Genomic DNA, 18,112 nt, shown 5'->3' with positions numbered 1-18,112 from the left:
GAAATTCCGATGGCTGTAGATGGTGTGGAAAGCAGTGCGGTGGCGCAGGACTTCGTCCAGTTCGCACTCGACTCTGGCGTGCTGCGCTTCGGCGAGTTCAAGACCAAGGCCGGCCGCCTGAGCCCCTACTTCTTCAATTCGGGCCTCTTCGACGACGGCGCCAAGATCGCTCGTCTCGCCGGATTCTATGCAGACCGGCTGATCGAAAGCGGCGTCGAGTTCGACATGATCTTCGGCCCCGCCTACAAGGGCATTCCGCTGGGCGCCACGGTGGCGGCCGAACTGGCCCGGCGTGGCCGCAACTACCCCTTTGCCTACAACCGCAAGGAAGCCAAGGCCCACGGCGAGGGCGGCAACCTGGTGGGTGCGCCGCTCAAGGGCCGCGTGCTCATCGTCGACGACGTGATGTCGGCCGGCACCGCGGTGCGCGAATCGATTGCGGCCATCGAAGCCGCCGGCGCCACGCCGCACGCGGTATCGATTGCGCTCGACCGGCAGGAGAAAGCCACCGAAAACGGCGTGGACGTGGACCACAGCGCCGTGCAGTACGTGCGCAACCAGCTGGGCCTCCAGGTGGTGGCCATCGCCACGCTCGACGACCTGCTGAACTACCTGTCGGGCAACGCCGCCGCCGACCTGGGTGCGCATCGCGAGCGCGTTCTCGCCTACCGCGCCCGCTACGGCGCCATTTGAGGCCACTCCCATGCCCGTGCGCAAGCTCGACCAGCCGGCCCGTCCTTTCGCCACGCCGGTGCTGCCGCTGCTGCTGCCGCTGATGGCAGCGCTGTTGCCCATGGCGGCGCCGGCGCAGCCCGCGCCGGCACCGGCCGCCATCTATTCGTGCACCGACGCCCGCGGCCGCACGCTCACGGCCGACCGGCCGATTGCCGAATGCATCGACCGCGAGCAGCGCGAACTGAGCCCGAGCGGCACCACTCGCCGCAAGATCGAGCCGACCTACACCGCGCGCGAACTGGCCGAGCGCGAAGACCGGGCCCGCGAGGCGGCGCTGCAGGCCGCGCGCCTGATCGACGAGCGCCGGCGGGAGCGTGCATTGCTGGTGCGCTATCCCAACGTGACCGTGCACGAGCGGGAGCGCAAGGAGGCGCTGGTGCAGATCGATGCGGTGATCCAGGCCGCGCAGAAGCGCCTGGCCGAACTTGCCGAAGACCGCAAGAAGATCGACGAGGAGCTTGAGTTCTACAAGCATGACATCAGCAAGGCGCCGGGCGCGGTGCGCCGCAAGCTCGAAGACAACGCGCAGAGCGTGGCCGTGCAGAACCGCTTCATCGGCGAGCAGGAAGACGAGAAGAAGCGCGTGAACGCGCGCTTCGACGAAGAGCGCGCGCGCCTGAAGCAGATCTGGTCCCCCCAGAACGGCGGCGGCAAGTAGCTCCGCCGCCGTAGGGGCCGGTCAGGCCAGCTTGGCCTTGAGCAGTTCGGTGACCTGAGCGGGGTTCGCCTTGCCGCCGCTGGCCTTCATCACCTGGCCCACGAGGCCGTTCAGGGCCTTTTCCTTGCCGGCGCGGTACTCGTCGACGTTCTTCTGGTTCTTGGCAATCACTTCGTCCAGGATCTTGTCGAGCGCGCCGGTGTCGTTCATCGGCTTCAGGTCCTTGGCTTCGATGATGGCGTCGACATCGCTGCCGTCGCCGGTCCAGAGGGCATCGAACACCTGACGGGCCGCGTTGTTGGGCAGCGTGCCGTCGGCAACGCGTTGCACCAGCTGGGCGAGCTGCTGCGCCGAAACCGGTGCGGCCTCGATGCCGATTTCCTGCGCGTTCAGGCGGCGTGCCATCTCGCCCGTGATCCAGTTGCTCGCGAGCTTGGGCGTGGCGCCGGCCTTCACTGCGTCGTCGAAGTAGCGAGCGAGCGAGGGGCTCTGGGTGAGCTGCGCCGCGTCGTATTCCGACAGGCCGTAGTCGCTCACGTAGCGCTCAGCCATCGCCCGCGGCAGCTCGGGCATCTCGCTGCGCACGCGTTCGATCCAGTCGGCCGCAATGACCAGCGGCGGCAGGTCCGGGTCGGGGAAGTAGCGGTAGTCGGCCGAGTCTTCCTTGGCGCGCATCGCACGCGTCTCGCCCGTGTCGGGGTTGAACAGCACGGTGGCCTGTTCGATCTTGCGGCCGTCTTCGATCTCCTCGATCTGCCAGCGGATCTCGTAGTCGATGGCTTGCTGCATGAACTTGAAGCTGTTCAGGTTCTTGATCTCGCGCCGCGTGCCGAGCTTTTCGCCGGGCCTGCGTACAGACACGTTGGCGTCGCAGCGGAAGCTGCCTTCCTGCATGTTGCCGTCGCAGATGCCGATCCACGTGACGATCTTGTGCAGCTCGCGCGCATAGGCCACGGCCTCCGCGGTGGAGCGCATGTCGGGCTCGGTCACGATTTCGAGCAGCGGCGTGCCGGCGCGGTTCAGGTCGATGCCGCTCTGGCCGATGAAGTCTTCATGCAGCGACTTGCCGGCGTCTTCTTCGAGATGGGCGCGCACCAGGCGCACCGTCTTCTTTTCTTCGCCCAGGAAGAACGACACCGAACCGCCTTGCACCACCGGAATTTCGAACTGGCTGATCTGGTAGCCCTTGGGCAGGTCGGGGTAGAAGTAGTTCTTGCGCGCGAACACGCTGCGCGGCGCAATGTGCGAGCCGAGCGCCAGGCCCAGCTTGATGGCGCGTTCGACGGCGCCCTTGTTCATCACGGGCAGCGTGCCGGGCAGCGCCAGATCGACCGCGCAGGCTTGCGTGTTGGGCTCCGCGCCAAAGGCGGTGGAGGCGCGGCTGAAGATCTTGCTCGCGGTCGACAGTTGGGCGTGCGTCTCGAAGCCGATGATGACTTCATAGCCGCGCACCAGCGGGCCGGTCGGACGGCCTTCTTGTTGTGCTTCGAAGGTGTTCACGGTCTCGCTCATTTCAGAAGCCCTCCGGCGTGCGCGTGTGCCAGTCAGTGGCTTGTTGGAAGCGGTGCGCTGCACCGAGCAGCTTCGCTTCGCCGAAGTAGTTGCCGATCAGCTGCAGGCCAACGGGCATGCCTGCATCAAAGCCCGCGGGCACGCTCATGCCGGGCAGGCCGGCCAGCGACGCGGGCAGCGTGAAGATGTCTGCGAGGTAGTCGGCAACGGGGTCGTCCCCATGCTCGCCGATCTTCCACGCGGTGGTCGGCGCGGCAGGGCCTGCGATCACGTCGCACTGCTTGAAGGCCTGCTGGAAGTCGTCGGCGATCATGCGGCGCACCTTTTGCGCCTGCAGGTAGTAGGCGTCGTAGTAGCCGTGCGAGAGCACGTAGGTGCCGATCATGATGCGGCGCTTCACCTCGTCGCCAAAGCCTTCGGCGCGCGTGCGCTCGTACATGTCGCCCAGGTCCTTGTACTGCTTGGCGCGGTGGCCGAACTTCACGCCGTCGAAGCGGCTCAGGTTGCTCGACGCCTCGGCCGCGGCCAGGATGTAGTACACGGGGATCGACAGCTCGGTGCGCGGCAAGCTCACTTCGACGCGCTTGGCTCCGAGCTTCTCGTATTGCGCCAGCGCCGCATCGACGGCGGCGCGCACGCCCGGCGCCACGCCTTCGCCGAAGAACTCCTTCGGCACGCCGATGCGCAGGCCCTCGAGCGAATCGTTCAGCGAGCGGCTGAAGTCTTCGGCGGGCTTGTCGAGCGAGGTGGAGTCGCGGTCCAGGTCGGGGCCGCAGAAGGCCGACAGCAGCAGCGCGCAGTCTTCGGCCGAGCGGGCCATGGGGCCGGCCTGGTCGAGGCTCGATGCGAACGCCACCATGCCGTAGCGCGAGGCGCGGCCGTAGGTCGGCTTGATGCCCGTAATGCCGCAGAACGAGGCCGGCTGGCGGATCGAGCCGCCGGTGTCGGTGCCGGTGGCCGCGGGGGCCAGGCGTGCCGCCACGGCCGCGGCGCTGGCGCCGGACGAGCCGCCCGGAATGCGCTCGCGGTTCCAGGGGTTTTGCACCGGCACCGCCTTGTCGTGGCCCACGGCGGGTACGGCCACGTTCTCGTTGGCCGAGCCCATGGCGAATTCGTCGCAGCTCAGCTTGCCGAGCGTGACCGCACCGGCTTCGGCCAGGCGGCGCACCACGGTGGCATCGAAGGGCGAGCGGTAGCCGGCGAGCATCTTCGAGCCGGCGGTGGTGGCGAAATCGGTGGTGACGAAGATGTCCTTGTGCGCAATCGGCACGCCGGCCAGTGCCGGGGCATTGCCGGCGGCAAGCTGCGCGTCGGCCGCACGGGCCTGGGCCAGCGTGACTTCCTCGTTCACATCCACGAAGGTGCCGAGCGATTCGTGGGCCTTCATGCGGCCGAGGAAAACCTGCGCGGTTTCAACGGCGGAAACCTTCCGGTCGGCCAAGGCCTTGGCCAGAGCGACCACGCCCATCTGATGCAATTCACCGCTCATTCGATCACCTTGGGCACGAGGAACAGGCCGGCTTCGACGGCCGGGGCGCTCTTCTGGTTGGCTTCGCGGTTGTCGGGTTCGCTCACCACGTCGTCGCGCAACCGCAGCGTGATGTCCTCGATGGCGGCCACCGGGTGGGCCAGCGGTTCGACGCCAGCGGTGTCGACCGAACGCATACGTTCGACTAAATCAAAAAAGCCGTTAATCTGGCTGAGCATGCGCTCGCTTTCGTCGGAAGCAAGCTGCAGCCGTGCCAGCGAGGCAATGCGTGCAATATCTGAAGCGGAAAGTGACATGGGTCGAAATGGCTGGAAAACCGAGAGTATTCGCACGCCGGAGAGGGTGCTGACACGGGATTCAGAGGGGGATTCAGGTATTATCCCGCCTTTGCCGCAACCCCCGCGAACACGCCGGCTTTTGCGCCAAAAACGATCAATCCACCCCGTCAAACGACCAAAAAACAGAGAGCGACGACTTGCCGGCGCGCAGGCGTGCTCCAGAGGATTCCGCACATGTTTGGAGCTTTCCGTCGGTACTTTTCCACCGACCTCGCGATCGACCTCGGCACCGCCAACACGCTGATATTTGCCCGCAACAAGGGCATCGTGCTGGACGAACCGTCGGTGGTCGCCATCCGCCACGAAGGCGGCCCCCACGGCAAGAAGGTGATCCAGGCCGTCGGCCGGGAAGCCAAGGCCATGCTGGGCAAGGTGCCCGGCAACATCGAGGCCATCCGCCCGATGAAGGACGGCGTGATTGCCGACTTCGTGATCACCGAGCAGATGATCAAGCAGTTCATCAAGATGGTGCACCCGCGCACGCTGCTCACGCCGAGCCCGCGCATCATCATCTGCGTGCCCTGCGGCTCCACCCAGGTCGAGCGCCGCGCCATCAAGGACGCCGCCGAAGCGGCGGGCGCCACATCGGTCTACCTCATCGAGGAACCCATGGCCGCGGCCATCGGCGCGGGCCTGCCGGTCAGCGAGGCCTCGGGCTCGATGGTGGTCGACATCGGCGGCGGCACCACCGAAGTGGGCGTCATCAGCCTGGGCGGCATGGTCTACAAGGGCTCCGTGCGCGTCGGCGGCGACCGCTTCGACGAAGCCATCATCAACTACATCCGCCGCAACTACGGCATGCTGATCGGCGAGCCGACGGCCGAAGTCATCAAGAAGAACATCGGCTCGGCCTTCCCGGGCTCCGAAGTCAAGGAAATGGAAGTCAAGGGCCGCAACCTTTCCGAAGGCGTGCCGCGCAGCTTCACCATCAGCAGCAACGAAGTGCTGGAAGCCCTGACCGATCCGCTCAACAACATCGTCTCGGCCGTGAAGAACGCGCTGGAGCAAACGCCGCCCGAACTGGGCGCCGACATCGCCGAGCGCGGCATGATGCTGACCGGCGGCGGCGCACTGCTGCGCGACCTGGACCGCCTGCTGGCCGAGGAAACCGGCCTGCCGGTGCTGGTGGCCGAAGACCCGCTGACCTGCGTGGTGCGCGGCTGCGGCATCGCACTCGAGCGCATGGACCGCTTGGGAAGCATCTTCACGAGCGAGTGAATGCGCCACTGCCCTCATCGGCCGGCCCTGCTTGTGCAGGCCGGCCTTTTTGCCATCTGACGTTGCACAGCCAGGCCTGAACCATGCCCTTGGGCACGCTCGATCGCACAGCCCCGCCCCTGTTCAACCAGGGGCAGTCGGCCCTGAGCAAGTTGATTTTCTTCGGTGCGCTGGCGCTCTTCCTGATGGTGGCCGACGCGCGCTTTCATCTGGTTCAGCCGATCCGCGCGGCCGTGGGCGCGGTGCTCTATCCGGTGCAGTGGCTCGCGCTCAAGCCGGTGCAGTTCGTGGTGGGCGGCAGCCGCTACTTCGAAGACCTGCAAACGGCCCAGCGCAACGAAGAAGAAGCCCGCAAGGCGCTCATGCAGCAGGCCGAGCGTGCGAGCCAGGCCGACACGCTCGCGCAAGACAACGCGCGCCTTCGCGCCTTGCTCGAACTGCGCCAGACCACCCAGGCGCCCGGCCGCGCCGCCGAGGTGCTCTACGACGCCGCCGACCCGTACACCCGCAAGATCGTCATCGACCAGGGGCTCACGGACGGCGTGGCGGCCGGTTCGCCGGTGATCGATGCGGACGGCGTGCTCGGCCAGGTGACGCAGGTGCTGCCCTTCACGAGCGAGGTCACGCTGGTGATCGACCGCGATCTTTCCATTCCCGTGCAGAACACCCGCACCGGCGTGCGCAGCGTGGCCTTCGGCGATGCATCGGCGCACGGCGCGGGGCTGGAGCTGCGCTTCATGGCCGCCAATGCCGATCTGCAGGAGGGCGACCTGCTCTCCACCAGCGGCGTCGACGGCGTCTATCCGCCCGGCCTGCCGGTCGCCAAGATCGAGCGCATCGAGCGCCGTGCCGATTCGGCCTTTGCGCGCATCTACTGCGTTCCGCTGGCGCGCGTGACGGCCGCGCGCTACGTGCTGGTGCTGGCGCCCACGGGAGCGCCCGCGGCACCGCCCGCGCCGCCCGCTCCCGCGCGCGGCAAGAAGCCCGAGCCCAAGGCGGACAAGAAAGCCGCGGAGCGCGCCCGATGATCAAACGCCCCGGCCAACAGCAGCTCCTGCTGCCCGTCAGCCCGCTCTTCATGTGGTCGAGCCTGGTGGTGGCGCTGCTCATCAACATGATTCCGATCGGCCGCGCCGCGTGGATGCCCGACCTGCTCGCGCTGGCCATCGTGTTCTGGGGCGTGCACCAGCCGATGCGCGTGGGCATTGGCGCGGCCTTCGTCTTCGGGCTGTGCATGGACGTGCACCAGGCGTCCATGCTGGGCCAGCATGCACTGTCCTACACCACGCTGGGCTTCTTCGCGATCACCATCCACCGGCGCCTGCTCTGGTACCCCGTGGCGTCGCAGGCGCTGCAGGTGCTGCCGCTCTTTGCGCTCTCGCAGTTCATCGAGGTGGTGACGCGCATGATCGGCGGCGGCATATTTCCGGGCTGGTGGGTGCTGGCCTCCCCGGTGGTCGAGGCCGCGCTGTGGCCGCTGGCAACGGCGCTGCTGCTGGCGCCCCAGCGCCGCACGCCGGAACCCGACGAGAACCGTCCCCTCTAGTCATGGTGCCCCCCGGCTTTTCACTTCGCTTCGCTGCGTGTAACTCCACCCCCCGAGGGGGAGGCGCGGCTCGCCTTGGGGCGGCCCGGCGGCGGCCGCACGCGCCCGCATTTGCCATGGCCGCATTTGCCAACGCACTTGCACGCGCCTAAGCTCACGCCGCCATGACCGAAATCCGCAACGTTGCCGCCGACCTCGCGCGCTTCAAGCGCCGCGTGATCGTGATCGGCATGGTGGTGCTGTTTGCCTTCGGGCTGCTGGGCGCGCGGCTGTTCTACCTGCAGGTGGTGCGGCACGACGACCTGGCCGAGCAGGCCGAGAGCAACCGCACGGCCATCGTGCCGGTGGTGCCCAACCGCGGGCTCATTCTCGACCGCAACGGCATCGTGCTGGCCTCGAACTACTCGGCCTACACGCTGGAGATTACGCCTTCCAAGGTGGGCGACGTCGAAGAGACCATCGACGCCCTGACCCAGGTGCTCGAGGTTTCGCCGCGCGACCGCCGCCGCTTCAAGCGCCTGCGCGAAGACTCTCGCAGCTTCGACTCCATTCCGATCCGCACCCGCCTGAGCGACGAGGAGGTGGCCCGCTTCGCGGCGCAGCGCTACCGCTTTCCGGGCGTGGAAATCAAGGCGCGGCTGTTCCGCAACTATCCGCATGGCGAGGTCGCCTCGCACGTGCTCGGCTACATCGGCCGCATCAACCAGCGCGAGAAGACCGCGATGGAAGACTGGGCCGAGGAAGACCAGGCCAACTACAAGGGCACCGACTACATCGGCAAGCTCGGCATCGAGCAGAGCTACGAAAAGACGCTGCACGGCCAGACCGGCGTCGAGCAGATGGAAACCTCGGCCGGCGGCCGCGCGGTGCGCCGGCTTGCCAGCCATCCGGCCACCCCGGGCAACACCGTGATGCTGTCGCTCGACATCAAGCTGCAGAAGCTGGTCGAAGACATGTTCGGCGACCGCCGCGGCGCGCTGGTGGCCATCGACCCCAAGACCGGCGAGGTGCTGGCCTTCGTGAGCAAGCCGACCTTCGACCCCAATCTTTTCGTCGAAGGCATCGACACCGAAAGCTGGAAAGAGCTCAGCGAATCGCTCGACAAGCCGCTGCTCAACCGGGCCCTGCGCGGCACCTATCCGCCCGGCTCGACCTACAAGCCCTTCATGGCGCTGGCTGCATTGCAAACCGGCAAGCGCGGCGCCAGCGTGGTGGTGAACGACCCCGGGTATTTCAACTTCGGCGGCCACCGCTTCGGCAGCCCCGAGGGCAACCTGGGCGGCGTCGACATGCGGCGTTCCATTCAGGTGTCGAGCAACATCTATTACTACTCCCTGGCCAACGAGATGGGCGTGGACCTGATCCATGATTTCATGAAGCCGCTGGGCTTCGGGCAGCTCACCGGCATCGACCTGGGCGGCGAGGTGCGCGGCGTGCTGCCCAGCACCGAATGGAAGCGCAACGCCTACAAGCGGCCCGAGCAGAAGAAGTGGTACGCGGGCGAAACCATTTCGCTGGGTATCGGCCAGGGCTACAACACCTTCACCATGCTGCAGCTCGCGCAGGCCACGGCCATCGTGGCCGATGGCGGCATGAAACGCAAGCCGCACCTTGCTCTCGCCACGCGCAACACGGTGAGCGGCGAAGTCGCCCCGCTGCCGCAACCGCCTGCGGAGAACCTCGGCTACACGCCGGCCAACATCGCGGTGATCCGCGAAGGACTGACCAGCGTGGTGACCAGCGGCACCGCGCGCAGCGTGTTTGCCGGCGCGGGCTACCAGGCGGCCGGCAAAACGGGGACGGCACAGGCTGTGACGCAGGCGCAGAACACCAAGTACAACGCCCGCGCGCTCGAAGAGCACCAGCGCGATCACGCGCTTTTCATGGCGTTTGCACCCGTCAGCAACCCGAAGATCGCCCTGGCGGTGATTGTCGAGAACGCCGGTTGGGGCGCGGGCGCCGCGGCACCCATTGCGCGCCGCGTGTTCGACTACGTGTTGATGGACCAGTACCCGAGCGAGGCCGACTTGGCCGCCGTCAGGATCGGCAAGGCCGGCGCGCCGATCGGCAAGCCGCGCGTGGCGAGCGAAGTGGCTTGGCCGGTGGCGTCGACTGCTGCGACCGCACCCTGATTGTCTTTCTCCCTCTCCCTCTGGGAGAGGGTTGGGGTGAGGGCAAGCGGCTATCAAGGCCGCGCGATGTGGTGAGGCCCACTGCCCTCACCCTAGCCCTCTCCCAGAGGGAGAGGGGACAACACCTCAAGCCCCAGCCACCGTGCCGCTGACTTCACCCAAGCCGATGCGCACCGCGCCCTCCCGCTCGCAGTAGCCGCGCATGACCAGCGTGTCGCCGTCTTCAAGGAAAGTGCGCTTCTCGCCGTTGGGCAGCGTGATCGGCTGCTTGCCGGCGAGCGTCAGCTCCATCAGCGAGCCGGCTTGGTCGGGCTTGGGGCCCGAGAGCGTGCCGGAGCCCAGCAGGTCGCCGGGCTGCAGGTTGCAGCCGTTCACCGTGTGGTGCGTGACGAGCTGCGCGGCGGTCCAGTAGGCGGCCTCGGTGGTGTTGCCGCGCGTGAGCCGCGTGGGCGCTTCGCCCGCGGCGCGCATCTTTGCGGTCTGCAGCAGCACCTCGAGCGTGATGTCGAGCGCGCCGCTGTCGCGGTTCGACGGCGCGTCGAGGTACGCGAGAGGCTGCGGATCTCCCGCCGGCCGCTCGAAGCGGGCGCGGAACGGCGCCAACGCCTCCATCGTCACGATCCACGGCGAGAGCGTGCTGGCGAAATTCTTCGCGAGAAACGGGCCGAGCGGCTGGTATTCCCAGGCTTGCAGGTCGCGCGCCGACCAGTCGTTGAGCAGCGTCACGCCGAACAGGTGGTCTTCGGCGTCGCCGATGGCAATCGGTTCACCGAGCGCATTGCCGCGGCCGATGAAGAAGCCCAGCTCCAGCTCGTAGTCGAGCCGCTTCGAAGGGCCGAAGCTCGGCTCTGCGGCGTCTGGCGCCTTGGTCTGGCCCTGCGGGCGCTTGAAGACCTGGCCGCTCACGTCGATCGACGATGCACGGCCGTGATAGCCGATGGGCACCCACTTGTAGTTGGGCATCAGCGGCTGGTCGGGGCGGAACAGCTTGCCGATGGTGGTGGCGTGGTGAATGCCCGTGTAGAAGTCGGTGTAGTCGCCGATGCGGCAGGGCACGGTGAGCTCGGCCCTGGCCTGCGGCAGCAGTGCCTTCGACCATGCGGCCTCTTTGCCGCTGCCTTCCGCAAGGCCCGCCGAGATGGCCGCGCGGAGTGCCTGGCGGTCTTTCACGCCCGCGTTCATCAGCGTGTTCATGTCGTCGGTATCGACCAGGCCTGCGGCCTTCAGGTCGAGCACCTGGTCGCCGATGGCAACCCCGATGCGAAAGGCCTCGCTGCTGCCCGCCGCGCGAAAACGGCCGAAGGGCAGGTTCTGGATCGGGAAGTCGCAGCCGGCTTCGTTGGCCGAGGCAACCCAGCTGCGCAGCTTCGGGTCGTGGGTGGCGTTCAGTGCGATGGTCATGGAATGTCTTTCTTTGGATGTGGCGTCTGCTCGTCGGCCGTCAGGGTTTGAACTGGTCCTTGAGGCCGGCCCAGCAATCGGCGTAGTCGATGTCGAGCGCGGGGCTCTGCAGCGCGAAGTTCGTCGGAATGAAGCGGTAGCGGCTCTCGAACATGAAGGCCAGCGTGTTGTCCAGCTTGTGCGGCTTCAGGTCGGTGTTCGTGGCCTTGTCGAAGGCTTCCTCGTCGGGTCCGTGCGGCACCATGCAGTTGTGCAGGCTCGCGCCGCCGGGCTTGAAGCCGCCCGGCTTGGCGTCGTATTCGCCGAGCACCAGGCCCATGAATTCGCTCATGAGGTTGCGATGGAACCATGGCGGACGGAAGGTGTTTTCCATCACCATCCAGCGCGGCGGGAAGATCACGAAATCGCAGTTCGCGGTGCCGGGTGTGTCGCTCGGCGAGGTCAGCACGGTGAAGATCGACGGATCGGGATGGTCGAAGCTGATGGAGCCGATCACCATGAAGTTGGCCGTGTCGTACTTCACCGGCGCCAGGTTGCCGTGCCATGCGACCACGTTGAACGGCGACTGCCTGGTGGGCGCCTTCCAGAAGCGGCCGCCGAACTTCTTCACCAGTTCGTAGGCGCCGCCGTCTTCCTCGAAGGCCGCCACGGGCGCCTGGAAGTCGCGCGCATTGGCCAGGCCGTTCGAGCCGATGGGGCCGAGTTCGGGCAGGCGGAAATGTGCGCCATAGTTTTCGCAGACATAGCCGCGAGAGATTCCGTCGGGCAATGCCACCTTGAACACCATGCCGCGCGGAAGCACCGCAATCTCGCCGGGCTTCACGTCGAGCACGCCCAGCTCGGTCGTGATCACGAGGCGGCCCTGCTGCGGCACGACGAGCATTTCACCGTCGGCATTGACGAAGGCGCGCTTCTCCATCGAGCGGCCTGCAAGGTACATGAGCGAGCCGATGCCGACCTGCGATTCCGCATCGCCGTTGGCCGCAATGGTGTGCATGCCGTCGACAAAGTCCACGTCGGCCGCGCCGTCGAGCGGCATCGGATGCCAGCGCAGGGGCTCGGGCGGCAGTGCGATCTCGCGGTCGGCGCCGGTGCTCCAGTGCGGCTGGGCATACGGCTGGTAGCGGCCGGACACCACCGAAGGCTGGCGGCGGTACAGCCAGGTGCGGCGGTTTTCATGGCGCGGCGCGGTGAAGGCGGTGCCCGAGAGCAGCTCGGTGTAAAGGTCGAAGGGCGCGCGCTGCGGGTTGTTGCGGCCCTGGGGCAGGGCACCGGCCACGGCCTCGGAGGCGTACTCGTTGCCGAAGCCGCTCTGGTAGCGCCGCTGCTCGGCATCGGGCTTGTTGTTGGCGGATGGATTCGTCATGGTTCTCTCTTCCGGAAATCGCGATGAAGTTGGCACGTGTGTTCAGCTGCTGCCGCGCGCGGCCTCGAAAGCCTCGCGCAGCACGGCCAGCGAGCCGACGTGGTTGGCCAGCACGAGCACGAGCCGTGCGTTGAAGGCGTGGCTCTCTTCGGTGGAAAGCCCCTGGTGGGCCTCGATCAGCGCTTCGTAGAAATCGTCGGGCGCTTCGAGGTTCGGCGTGGTGATCAGATGTGGTTGCATGGTGCTGCTCATCCCTTTGCCAATGCGCGGTCGATGGCCGCGCGGATGTTCCCCGCCGTGGGCTGCCGCCAGCGTGCGCACACGTGCTGGTCGGGCCGCAGCAGGTAGACGGTGCCGGGTTGCGCGTCGTAGCGTTGCATGGCGAGTTCGCCTTCGGTCGTAGCGGCTTTCACGCGAACGATGTGCAGCGGAAGGTCGCATGCCTTCAGCGCCTGCAGGCTGCGTTCGGTCGCTTCACCGGTGCCGAATACCAGCGCCGTGAACTGCGCCACATGGCATTCGCGCAGCAGCCAACCGCTGCTGCCATCAGGTTGCACGATGGGTGCATCGGCTGCCGCCGCGCCGGGCACCATCGCACCGACGAAGGTATCGACGTCCGGCGTGTTGAGCGGCGAATCGCGCAGCACCGCCGGCACCGAGAGCCGCCCGCTGTTGACCAGCGTGCGCGCGAAGGCTTGGCGCTTGGTGAGCTCCAGCACCGCGTCGCGGAACAGGCGGCTCACTTCGCTCTTGGGCGTGATGAAGTCGGTCGCGCGCGTGGAGTTGCGGATGTTCTCGTCGGCCGCGAATTCGCGCTCGCTCGCGTAGCTGTCGAGCAGCGCCTCGGGCGCGCTGCCCTGGAGCACGGCCGCAAGCTTCCATGCGAGGTTGTCCGCGTCCTGCACGCCCGAATTGGCGCCGCGCGCGCCGAAGGGCGAGACGCCGTGCGCCGAGTCGCCCGCGAACAGCACGCGGCCATGGCGAAAGCGCTCCATGCGCTGGCACGCAAAGGTGTAGACGCTCGCCCAGCCGATGGTGAACTGCACGCCTTCGAAGCCGATGCTGTCGAGCAGCGCGCGCACGCGCGGCGTGATGTTCTCGGGCTTGCGCTCTTCCCCCGGATCGGCATCCCAGCCAAGCTGGAAGTCGACACGCCACATGCCGTCGGCCTGCTTGTGCAGCAGCACGCTCTGGCCCGGGTGGAACGGCGGATCGAACCAGAAGCGGCGCTCCGTCGGCAGGTCCGCATCCATTGTGATGTCCGCAATCAGGAAGCGGTCGCGGAAGGTGCGGCCTTTGGCTTCGAGGCCCAGCAACTGCCGCAGGTTGGAGCGCGAGCCGTCGCAGGCGGCAACGTAGCCGGCTTGCAGCCGGTAGTCGCCCTCGGGCGTTTCCACGGTGAGAACGGCGCCGTCGTCGTTCTGCTCGATGCCCGTCACCTTGTTGTTCCAGCGCAGGTCGATCAGCGGCAGCGCCGCGGCGCGTTCGACGAGGTAGCCTTCGACGTAGTACTGCTGCAGGTTGATGAAGGCTGGACGCTCGTGGCCGGGTTCGGGCAGCAGGTCGAAGCTGTAGACCTGTTCGTCGTGGAAGAACACCCGGCCCACATGCCACGACACGCCCTTGCCGACCATGCGGTCGCCGCAGCCGAGGCGGTCGAACACCTCGAGCGTGCGCTTGGCGAAGCAGATGGCGCGCGAGCCGCTGGAAAGAGTGTTGTCGTTGTCGAGCAGCACCACGGGAATCTGGCGCAGCGCAAGGTCGATGGCCAGCGTGAGGCCGACCGGGCCGGCGCCGACGACGACCACCGGGTGGCGGACGGGCGTGGCCGCGTCCTGGTCGGCGTGGCGCTCGTGGTCGAAGCGCAGGCTTTGGTAGTCGATCACGTTTGTCTCCGTGTCTTTTGTCTTGCTCCTTCCCCCTTTGGGGGAAGGCTGGGATGGGGGCTGACGGCGCTCATTGCCGGCGCCGCGTGCCCCCACCCCAACCCTCCCCCAGCGGGGTAGGGAGCAATGCGGGGTCAGCCTTCGAGCGCCTTCCACATCTCGATGTCCCGCTCCGCCGTCCACACGCGCGGATCGGCATGGCCCGAGGCTTCGTCGTACGCGCGGCTCACGTCGAACGGCATGCAGTGGTCGAAGATCACCCACTGGCTGTACTTGGGCTTGAGCTTGGCGTAGGTGTCCTTGTAGACCGTGTTCAGGTCGCGTCCGGCCTTCACGCCCTCTTGCACGCTCGCATACACGTCGGAAATGAAGTTGCGTGTGCCGGTCAAACCTTCGGCCACTTCGGCCGGTGTGGTGAGCGCGGCGCCGCGGCCCGGCACCAGCGCGGCGGGCTTGAGGGAGGCGATGTTGTCCAGCGTTTGCGGCCAGTCCTGGAAGTAGGCGTCGCCCGCGTACGGCGTGGCGCCGAACTCGACCAGGTCACCCGACAGCAGCGTGCGCTCCTCGGGCAGCCACACGACCGTGTCGCCCTTGGTGTGGCCGCGGCCGAGCTGGATCAATTGCACCTCGAGCTTGCCGAGCCACAGCGTCATCTTGCCGGTGAAGGTCATGGTGGGCCAGGTCAGGCCCGGGGGCACCGTTTCCACGTTCTGGAACAGGCGCGGAAAGCGGCCGATTTCGCTGGCCTTGTCGGCCTCGCCGCGCTCCACGATCAGGTCGCGCGTGTCCTGGCTGGCCAGGATGTGCTCGGCACCGTAGCCGGCCGCGCCCAGCACGCGCACTGCGTGGTAGTGCGTCAGCACCACGTACTTGATGGGCTTGTCGGTCACCTCGCGGATGCGGCGCACCACGTCGGCCGCCATGGCGGGCGTGGCCTGGGTGTCGGCCACCAGCACGCAGTCGTCGCCAATGACGATGCCGGTGTTGGGATCGCCCTCGGCCGTGTAGGCCCAGGCGTGCTCCGAGATCTGGCTGAAGGTGATCTTCTTTTCTTCCATGTCGGCCTGGCTGGCGAACTTCTTGGCTTGGCTCATCGTGTGTCTCCGTCGGGTGGATCGAAATTTTAATTCGTCTAAAGCAAATGAATTTGCGGTTAACGAATTTCTGAAGTGTAAGCCCGAGATCAGTTAATGTCTAATCCCTTCTTCATGAACGAACAATCAGACGCCAAGGCGGCCATGGCAGCCAACGAGACCGACCGCGCCGCCCAGCGCGGCATCCAGAGCATCGAAGTGGGCGGCCAGCTGCTGCGCGCGCTGGTGCACCACGGCCGGCCGATGGCCCTGAAAGACCTGGCGCGGGAAGCCGACATGACGGCCGCCAAGGCCCACCCGTACATGGTGAGCTTCGGGCGGCTGGGCCTGATCGAGCAGGACCGCGCCAGCGGCCACTATCTGCTCGGCCCGCTGGCCTTGCAACTGGGGCTCATCAGCCTGCAGCAGGCCGACCCGGTGCACATTGCGACGCCGCTCATCGCCGGGGTGGCGCAGCGCATCGGCCATACGGTGGCGCTGGCGGTGTGGGGCGCACGCGGCGCAACCATCGTGCGCACGGCCGAGTCGCCCTCGCCGGTGCATGTGAACATGCGCCACGGCACGGTGTTCTCGCTCACCAACACGGCCTCCGGCCGCGTGTTCGCCGCCTACCTGGAGGCCGAAACAGTCAAGCAACTGCTCGACGCCGAACGCCAGCGGCAAAAGCAGCGCAAGGCGGGCGAGCAGCCGCCATCGGCCGGCATGCCGCCGCAACCGCCGCTGCCGTCGTGGAGCGAGTTCGAGCGCCAGCTGCAGGAGGTGCGCGTGCACGGCATCAGCCGATCGGAAGGCGAAGTGATCGAAGGCGTGAGCGCCATGGCGGCGCCGGTGTTCGACCACACGGGTGCCATCGTGCTGTCGGTCACGGCCATCGGCCCGGCCGCCATCTTCGACACCGCCTGGGACGGCGAAATCGCACGCGCGCTCAAGGCCTGCGCGGGCACGGTCTCCGAGCGGCTGGGCGCAACGTCGGCCGGAAGAAACGCTTCCGCTCACCTGGATCCATGAGCCCGGACATCACTGCTTCGTTTTCCCCGCCCCCGATCGAATCCGCCATTGCCTTGCTGAGCGCCGCCCGGCGCATCGTCGTGTTTTCCGGTGCCGGCCTTTCCAAGGCCTCGGGCATTCCGACCTATCGCGACAGCGACGGACTCTGGATGAACCAGAACGCGCTGCAGTACTCGCATGCCGAAGACCTGCAGCGCGACCCGGCGGGATTCACGCGCTTCTGGTCGCGGCGGCTGTCCGCGGTGGAGGACGCGCAGCCGAACCCGGGGCATACCGCGCTTGCGCTGCTGCAGCGGCTGCGGCCCGCCACGCGCCTTATCACGCAGAACGTCGACGGGCTGCTGACGCTGGCCGGCGGGCTCGATGTGCTCGAACTGCACGGCTCGCTGCGGCGCTGGCGCTGCGACCACTGCGGCAATCGCCAGGGCCCGTGGCCCTTTCACCGCTGCATGCGCTGCGCCTCGCGCGCCCGGCCGGACGTGGTCATGTTCGGTGAAATGCTGAACCAGGGCGTGCTGCTCGATGCGCAGGCGGCCGCGCAGGAGTCGGACGTGTTCATGGTGGTCGGCAGCACGGCCGTCGTGTACCCGGCGGCCGAGCTGCCGCAGATGGCGGCATCGCACGGCAGCCGGCTGATCACGCTCAACATGGAGCCGCTGCCGCATCTGGACGATGCGGCGGCAGTGGTCTTGCGCGGGGAATCCGAGGTTTTGCTGCCGCAGCTGATGGCGCGGCTCGGCGGCTCGCCGCCCTAGGGGTCGATCAGCTCTTCTTGCCGCCGAGCAGCACCAGCGCGCCGCCCACGACAATCGCGGCCACGCTCGCCCAGGCCGGGAAGTTGACCTGCTGCTTCTCCTTCACCGAGAACTCCAGCGGGCCGAGCTTGGCCTGGTGCGTTTCCTTCGTGAAGCTGAAGCCGCCGAGCCCGAGGCCCGCGATACCCGCCACGATGAGCAGGATGCCGGCGATGCGTGTTGCGTTCATGGTGAGTTCTCCTCGGGTTATTGGCAGGGTGGCGTCGAGCCGAAGCAGAGCTTACTGCCGCGGCTGCTGGTCGACCCACTGCACGATGTCGGCCACGGCGGCATCGGTGGCCGCGGCCAGCGCCTTCACGCCGCCGGGCGCATCGGCGCTCGGTGCCGGCCGGCGCACGGTGAAGGTGCGCTGGCCGAGCACGCGGTCGCCGCCCGTGGTGCCGCGGATCAGCGTGGCGCGCAGGCGGACCAGGCCCACGCTGCTGCCCGCCGATTCGAAGTAATGGCTGAACTCGTCGAGCGAAATGCGCAGCGTGTCGGGCACGCGGCCCTCGGTGCGCGCGATGGTGGCGCTTTCTTCGGGGCCGAGCACCGTGCGCCGCTCGGAAAGCGCATCGCGCAGCCGCTGGCGCAGCAGCTGTGCCGGCGGCAGGCTCCAGCGCGACTGGCCGTAGGGGCGCAGCTCGTTGGCATCGGCATAGCCCAGCCGGTAAAGAATCTGCGTGCCATCGAGCCGCGCGTTGCTCTCGATTTCGGCCAGCGCGAGCGTGGGCAGTGCGGCGGCAGGCGGATTGGCGGTGGCGGCCGGCGCGGCAATGCCCGGGCCGAAGTCGTACAGCGTGGCGCGCGCAGGCTTGTCGGGCAGCGCGCCGCAGCCGGCAAGCAGCAGCGCAAGGCCCAGAGTCAGGCCGGAACCCAGGCCAAGACCGTGGGATGGACGGGAGTGCATGGCGTTCTTGTTCATGGTCATCACT

General features: G+C 67.4%; 18 protein-coding genes. 8 read left to right on the top strand and 10 right to left on the bottom strand.

Annotated elements, in window-relative coordinates; translation table 11 throughout:
• The first annotated feature begins 9 nt into the window (after positions 1-9).
• Together pyrE and EJI00_RS12560 are read left to right on the top strand one after the other, a co-directional pair.
• Positions 10-693, top strand: coding sequence for an orotate phosphoribosyltransferase (gene pyrE / locus EJI00_RS12565; RefSeq protein WP_126747842.1), 684 nt, complete (start codon positions 10-12; stop codon positions 691-693).
• Between the two features lie 82 nt (positions 694-775).
• Positions 776-1,393, top strand: a complete 618-nt coding sequence (locus EJI00_RS12560) for a DUF4124 domain-containing protein (RefSeq protein ID WP_409514017.1) — start codon at positions 776-778, stop codon at positions 1,391-1,393.
• 21 nt (positions 1,394-1,414) lie between these two features.
• On the opposite strand, the gene gatB is transcribed toward EJI00_RS12560, so the two are convergent.
• Genes gatB through gatC form a run of 3 tightly spaced genes read right to left on the bottom strand, consistent with a single transcriptional unit; the run spans position 1,415 to position 4,690 of the window.
• A complete protein-coding gene (gene gatB, locus EJI00_RS12555; protein ID WP_126747840.1) occupies positions 1,415-2,905 on the bottom strand; it encodes an Asp-tRNA(Asn)/Glu-tRNA(Gln) amidotransferase subunit GatB in 1,491 nt (496 codons plus the stop codon).
• 1 nt (position 2,906) lies between these two features.
• Positions 2,907-4,394 carry an Asp-tRNA(Asn)/Glu-tRNA(Gln) amidotransferase subunit GatA gene (gatA, locus tag EJI00_RS12550; RefSeq protein ID WP_126747839.1) on the bottom strand — a complete coding sequence of 496 codons (1,488 nt, stop codon included), beginning with the start codon at positions 4,392-4,394 and terminating at the stop codon, positions 2,907-2,909.
• Positions 4,391-4,690: an Asp-tRNA(Asn)/Glu-tRNA(Gln) amidotransferase subunit GatC gene (gene gatC / locus EJI00_RS12545; RefSeq protein WP_126747838.1), complete on the bottom strand. Its 300-nt coding sequence runs from the start codon at positions 4,688-4,690 to the stop codon at positions 4,391-4,393. Before gatC ends, gatA begins: the two co-directional genes overlap by 4 nt.
• A 216-nt stretch (positions 4,691-4,906) precedes the next feature.
• Between gatC and EJI00_RS12540 the strand changes: the two genes are divergently transcribed.
• From EJI00_RS12540 to mrdA, 4 genes are all read left to right on the top strand, one after another.
• Entirely contained in the window at positions 4,907-5,950 is a 1,044-nt protein-coding gene (locus tag EJI00_RS12540; protein WP_007833435.1) for a rod shape-determining protein, read from the top strand.
• 83 nt (positions 5,951-6,033) lie between these two features.
• Complete coding sequence (mreC, locus tag EJI00_RS12535) at positions 6,034-6,978, top strand: rod shape-determining protein MreC (RefSeq protein WP_126747837.1); 945 nt, start codon at positions 6,034-6,036, stop codon at positions 6,976-6,978.
• Positions 6,975-7,496, top strand: a complete 522-nt coding sequence (mreD, locus tag EJI00_RS12530; protein WP_126747836.1) for a rod shape-determining protein MreD — start codon at positions 6,975-6,977, stop codon at positions 7,494-7,496. Before mreC ends, mreD begins: the two co-directional genes overlap by 4 nt.
• 164 nt (positions 7,497-7,660) lie before the next feature.
• Entirely contained in the window at positions 7,661-9,628 is a 1,968-nt protein-coding gene (gene mrdA, locus EJI00_RS12525) for a penicillin-binding protein 2 (RefSeq protein WP_126747835.1), read from the top strand.
• Positions 9,629-9,754: 126 nt separating this feature from the next.
• Here the strand turns inward: mrdA and fahA are convergent, their stop codons facing one another.
• The 5 genes from fahA to EJI00_RS12500 all read right to left on the bottom strand — a co-directional run bounded on the left by fahA (position 9,755) and on the right by EJI00_RS12500 (position 15,375).
• Entirely contained in the window at positions 9,755-11,029 is a 1,275-nt protein-coding gene (gene fahA / locus EJI00_RS12520) for a fumarylacetoacetase (RefSeq protein WP_126747834.1), read from the bottom strand.
• Between the two features lie 40 nt (positions 11,030-11,069).
• Complete coding sequence (gene hmgA / locus EJI00_RS12515; RefSeq protein ID WP_126747833.1) at positions 11,070-12,395, bottom strand: homogentisate 1,2-dioxygenase; 1,326 nt, start codon at positions 12,393-12,395, stop codon at positions 11,070-11,072.
• Between the two features lie 42 nt (positions 12,396-12,437).
• Positions 12,438-12,635 carry a DUF2783 domain-containing protein gene (locus EJI00_RS12510; RefSeq protein WP_126747832.1) on the bottom strand — a complete coding sequence of 66 codons (198 nt, stop codon included), beginning with the start codon at positions 12,633-12,635 and terminating at the stop codon, positions 12,438-12,440.
• A gap of 8 nt (positions 12,636-12,643) precedes the next feature.
• Entirely contained in the window at positions 12,644-14,281 is a 1,638-nt protein-coding gene (locus EJI00_RS12505; protein WP_126747831.1) for an FAD-dependent oxidoreductase, read from the bottom strand.
• A gap of 134 nt (positions 14,282-14,415) precedes the next feature.
• A complete protein-coding gene (locus EJI00_RS12500; RefSeq protein ID WP_126747830.1) occupies positions 14,416-15,375 on the bottom strand; it encodes an MBL fold metallo-hydrolase in 960 nt (319 codons plus the stop codon).
• Positions 15,376-15,519: 144 nt separating this feature from the next.
• Here EJI00_RS12500 and EJI00_RS12495 point away from each other — a divergent pair, with 144 nt between their 5' ends.
• Together EJI00_RS12495 and EJI00_RS12490 are read left to right on the top strand one after the other, a co-directional pair.
• Positions 15,520-16,383: an IclR family transcriptional regulator gene (locus EJI00_RS12495; RefSeq protein ID WP_126747899.1), complete on the top strand. Its 864-nt coding sequence runs from the start codon at positions 15,520-15,522 to the stop codon at positions 16,381-16,383.
• The gene (locus EJI00_RS12490; RefSeq protein ID WP_126747829.1) at positions 16,380-17,138 is read left to right on the top strand and encodes an SIR2 family NAD-dependent protein deacylase; all 759 of its coding nucleotides are present in this window, start codon (positions 16,380-16,382) and stop codon (positions 17,136-17,138) included. Before EJI00_RS12495 ends, EJI00_RS12490 begins: the two co-directional genes overlap by 4 nt.
• 7 nt (positions 17,139-17,145) lie before the next feature.
• Here the strand turns inward: EJI00_RS12490 and EJI00_RS12485 are convergent, their stop codons facing one another.
• Together EJI00_RS12485 and EJI00_RS12480 are read right to left on the bottom strand one after the other, a co-directional pair.
• On the bottom strand, positions 17,146-17,367 hold the full coding sequence (locus EJI00_RS12485; RefSeq protein WP_126747828.1) for a hypothetical protein: 222 nt from the start codon (positions 17,365-17,367) through the stop codon (positions 17,146-17,148).
• 51 nt (positions 17,368-17,418) lie between these two features.
• Positions 17,419-18,087, bottom strand: coding sequence for an ABC-type transport auxiliary lipoprotein family protein (locus EJI00_RS12480; RefSeq protein ID WP_185868126.1), 669 nt, complete (start codon positions 18,085-18,087; stop codon positions 17,419-17,421).
• Positions 18,088-18,112 lie beyond the last annotated feature (25 nt).

It is taken from the genome of Variovorax sp. DXTD-1 (genome assembly GCF_003984625.1).
Lineage (GTDB): Bacteria > Pseudomonadota > Gammaproteobacteria > Burkholderiales > Burkholderiaceae_C > Variovorax.
The sequence above is the reverse complement of the archived record's forward strand: the minus strand, read 5'-3'. Positions and strand labels throughout refer to the sequence as shown.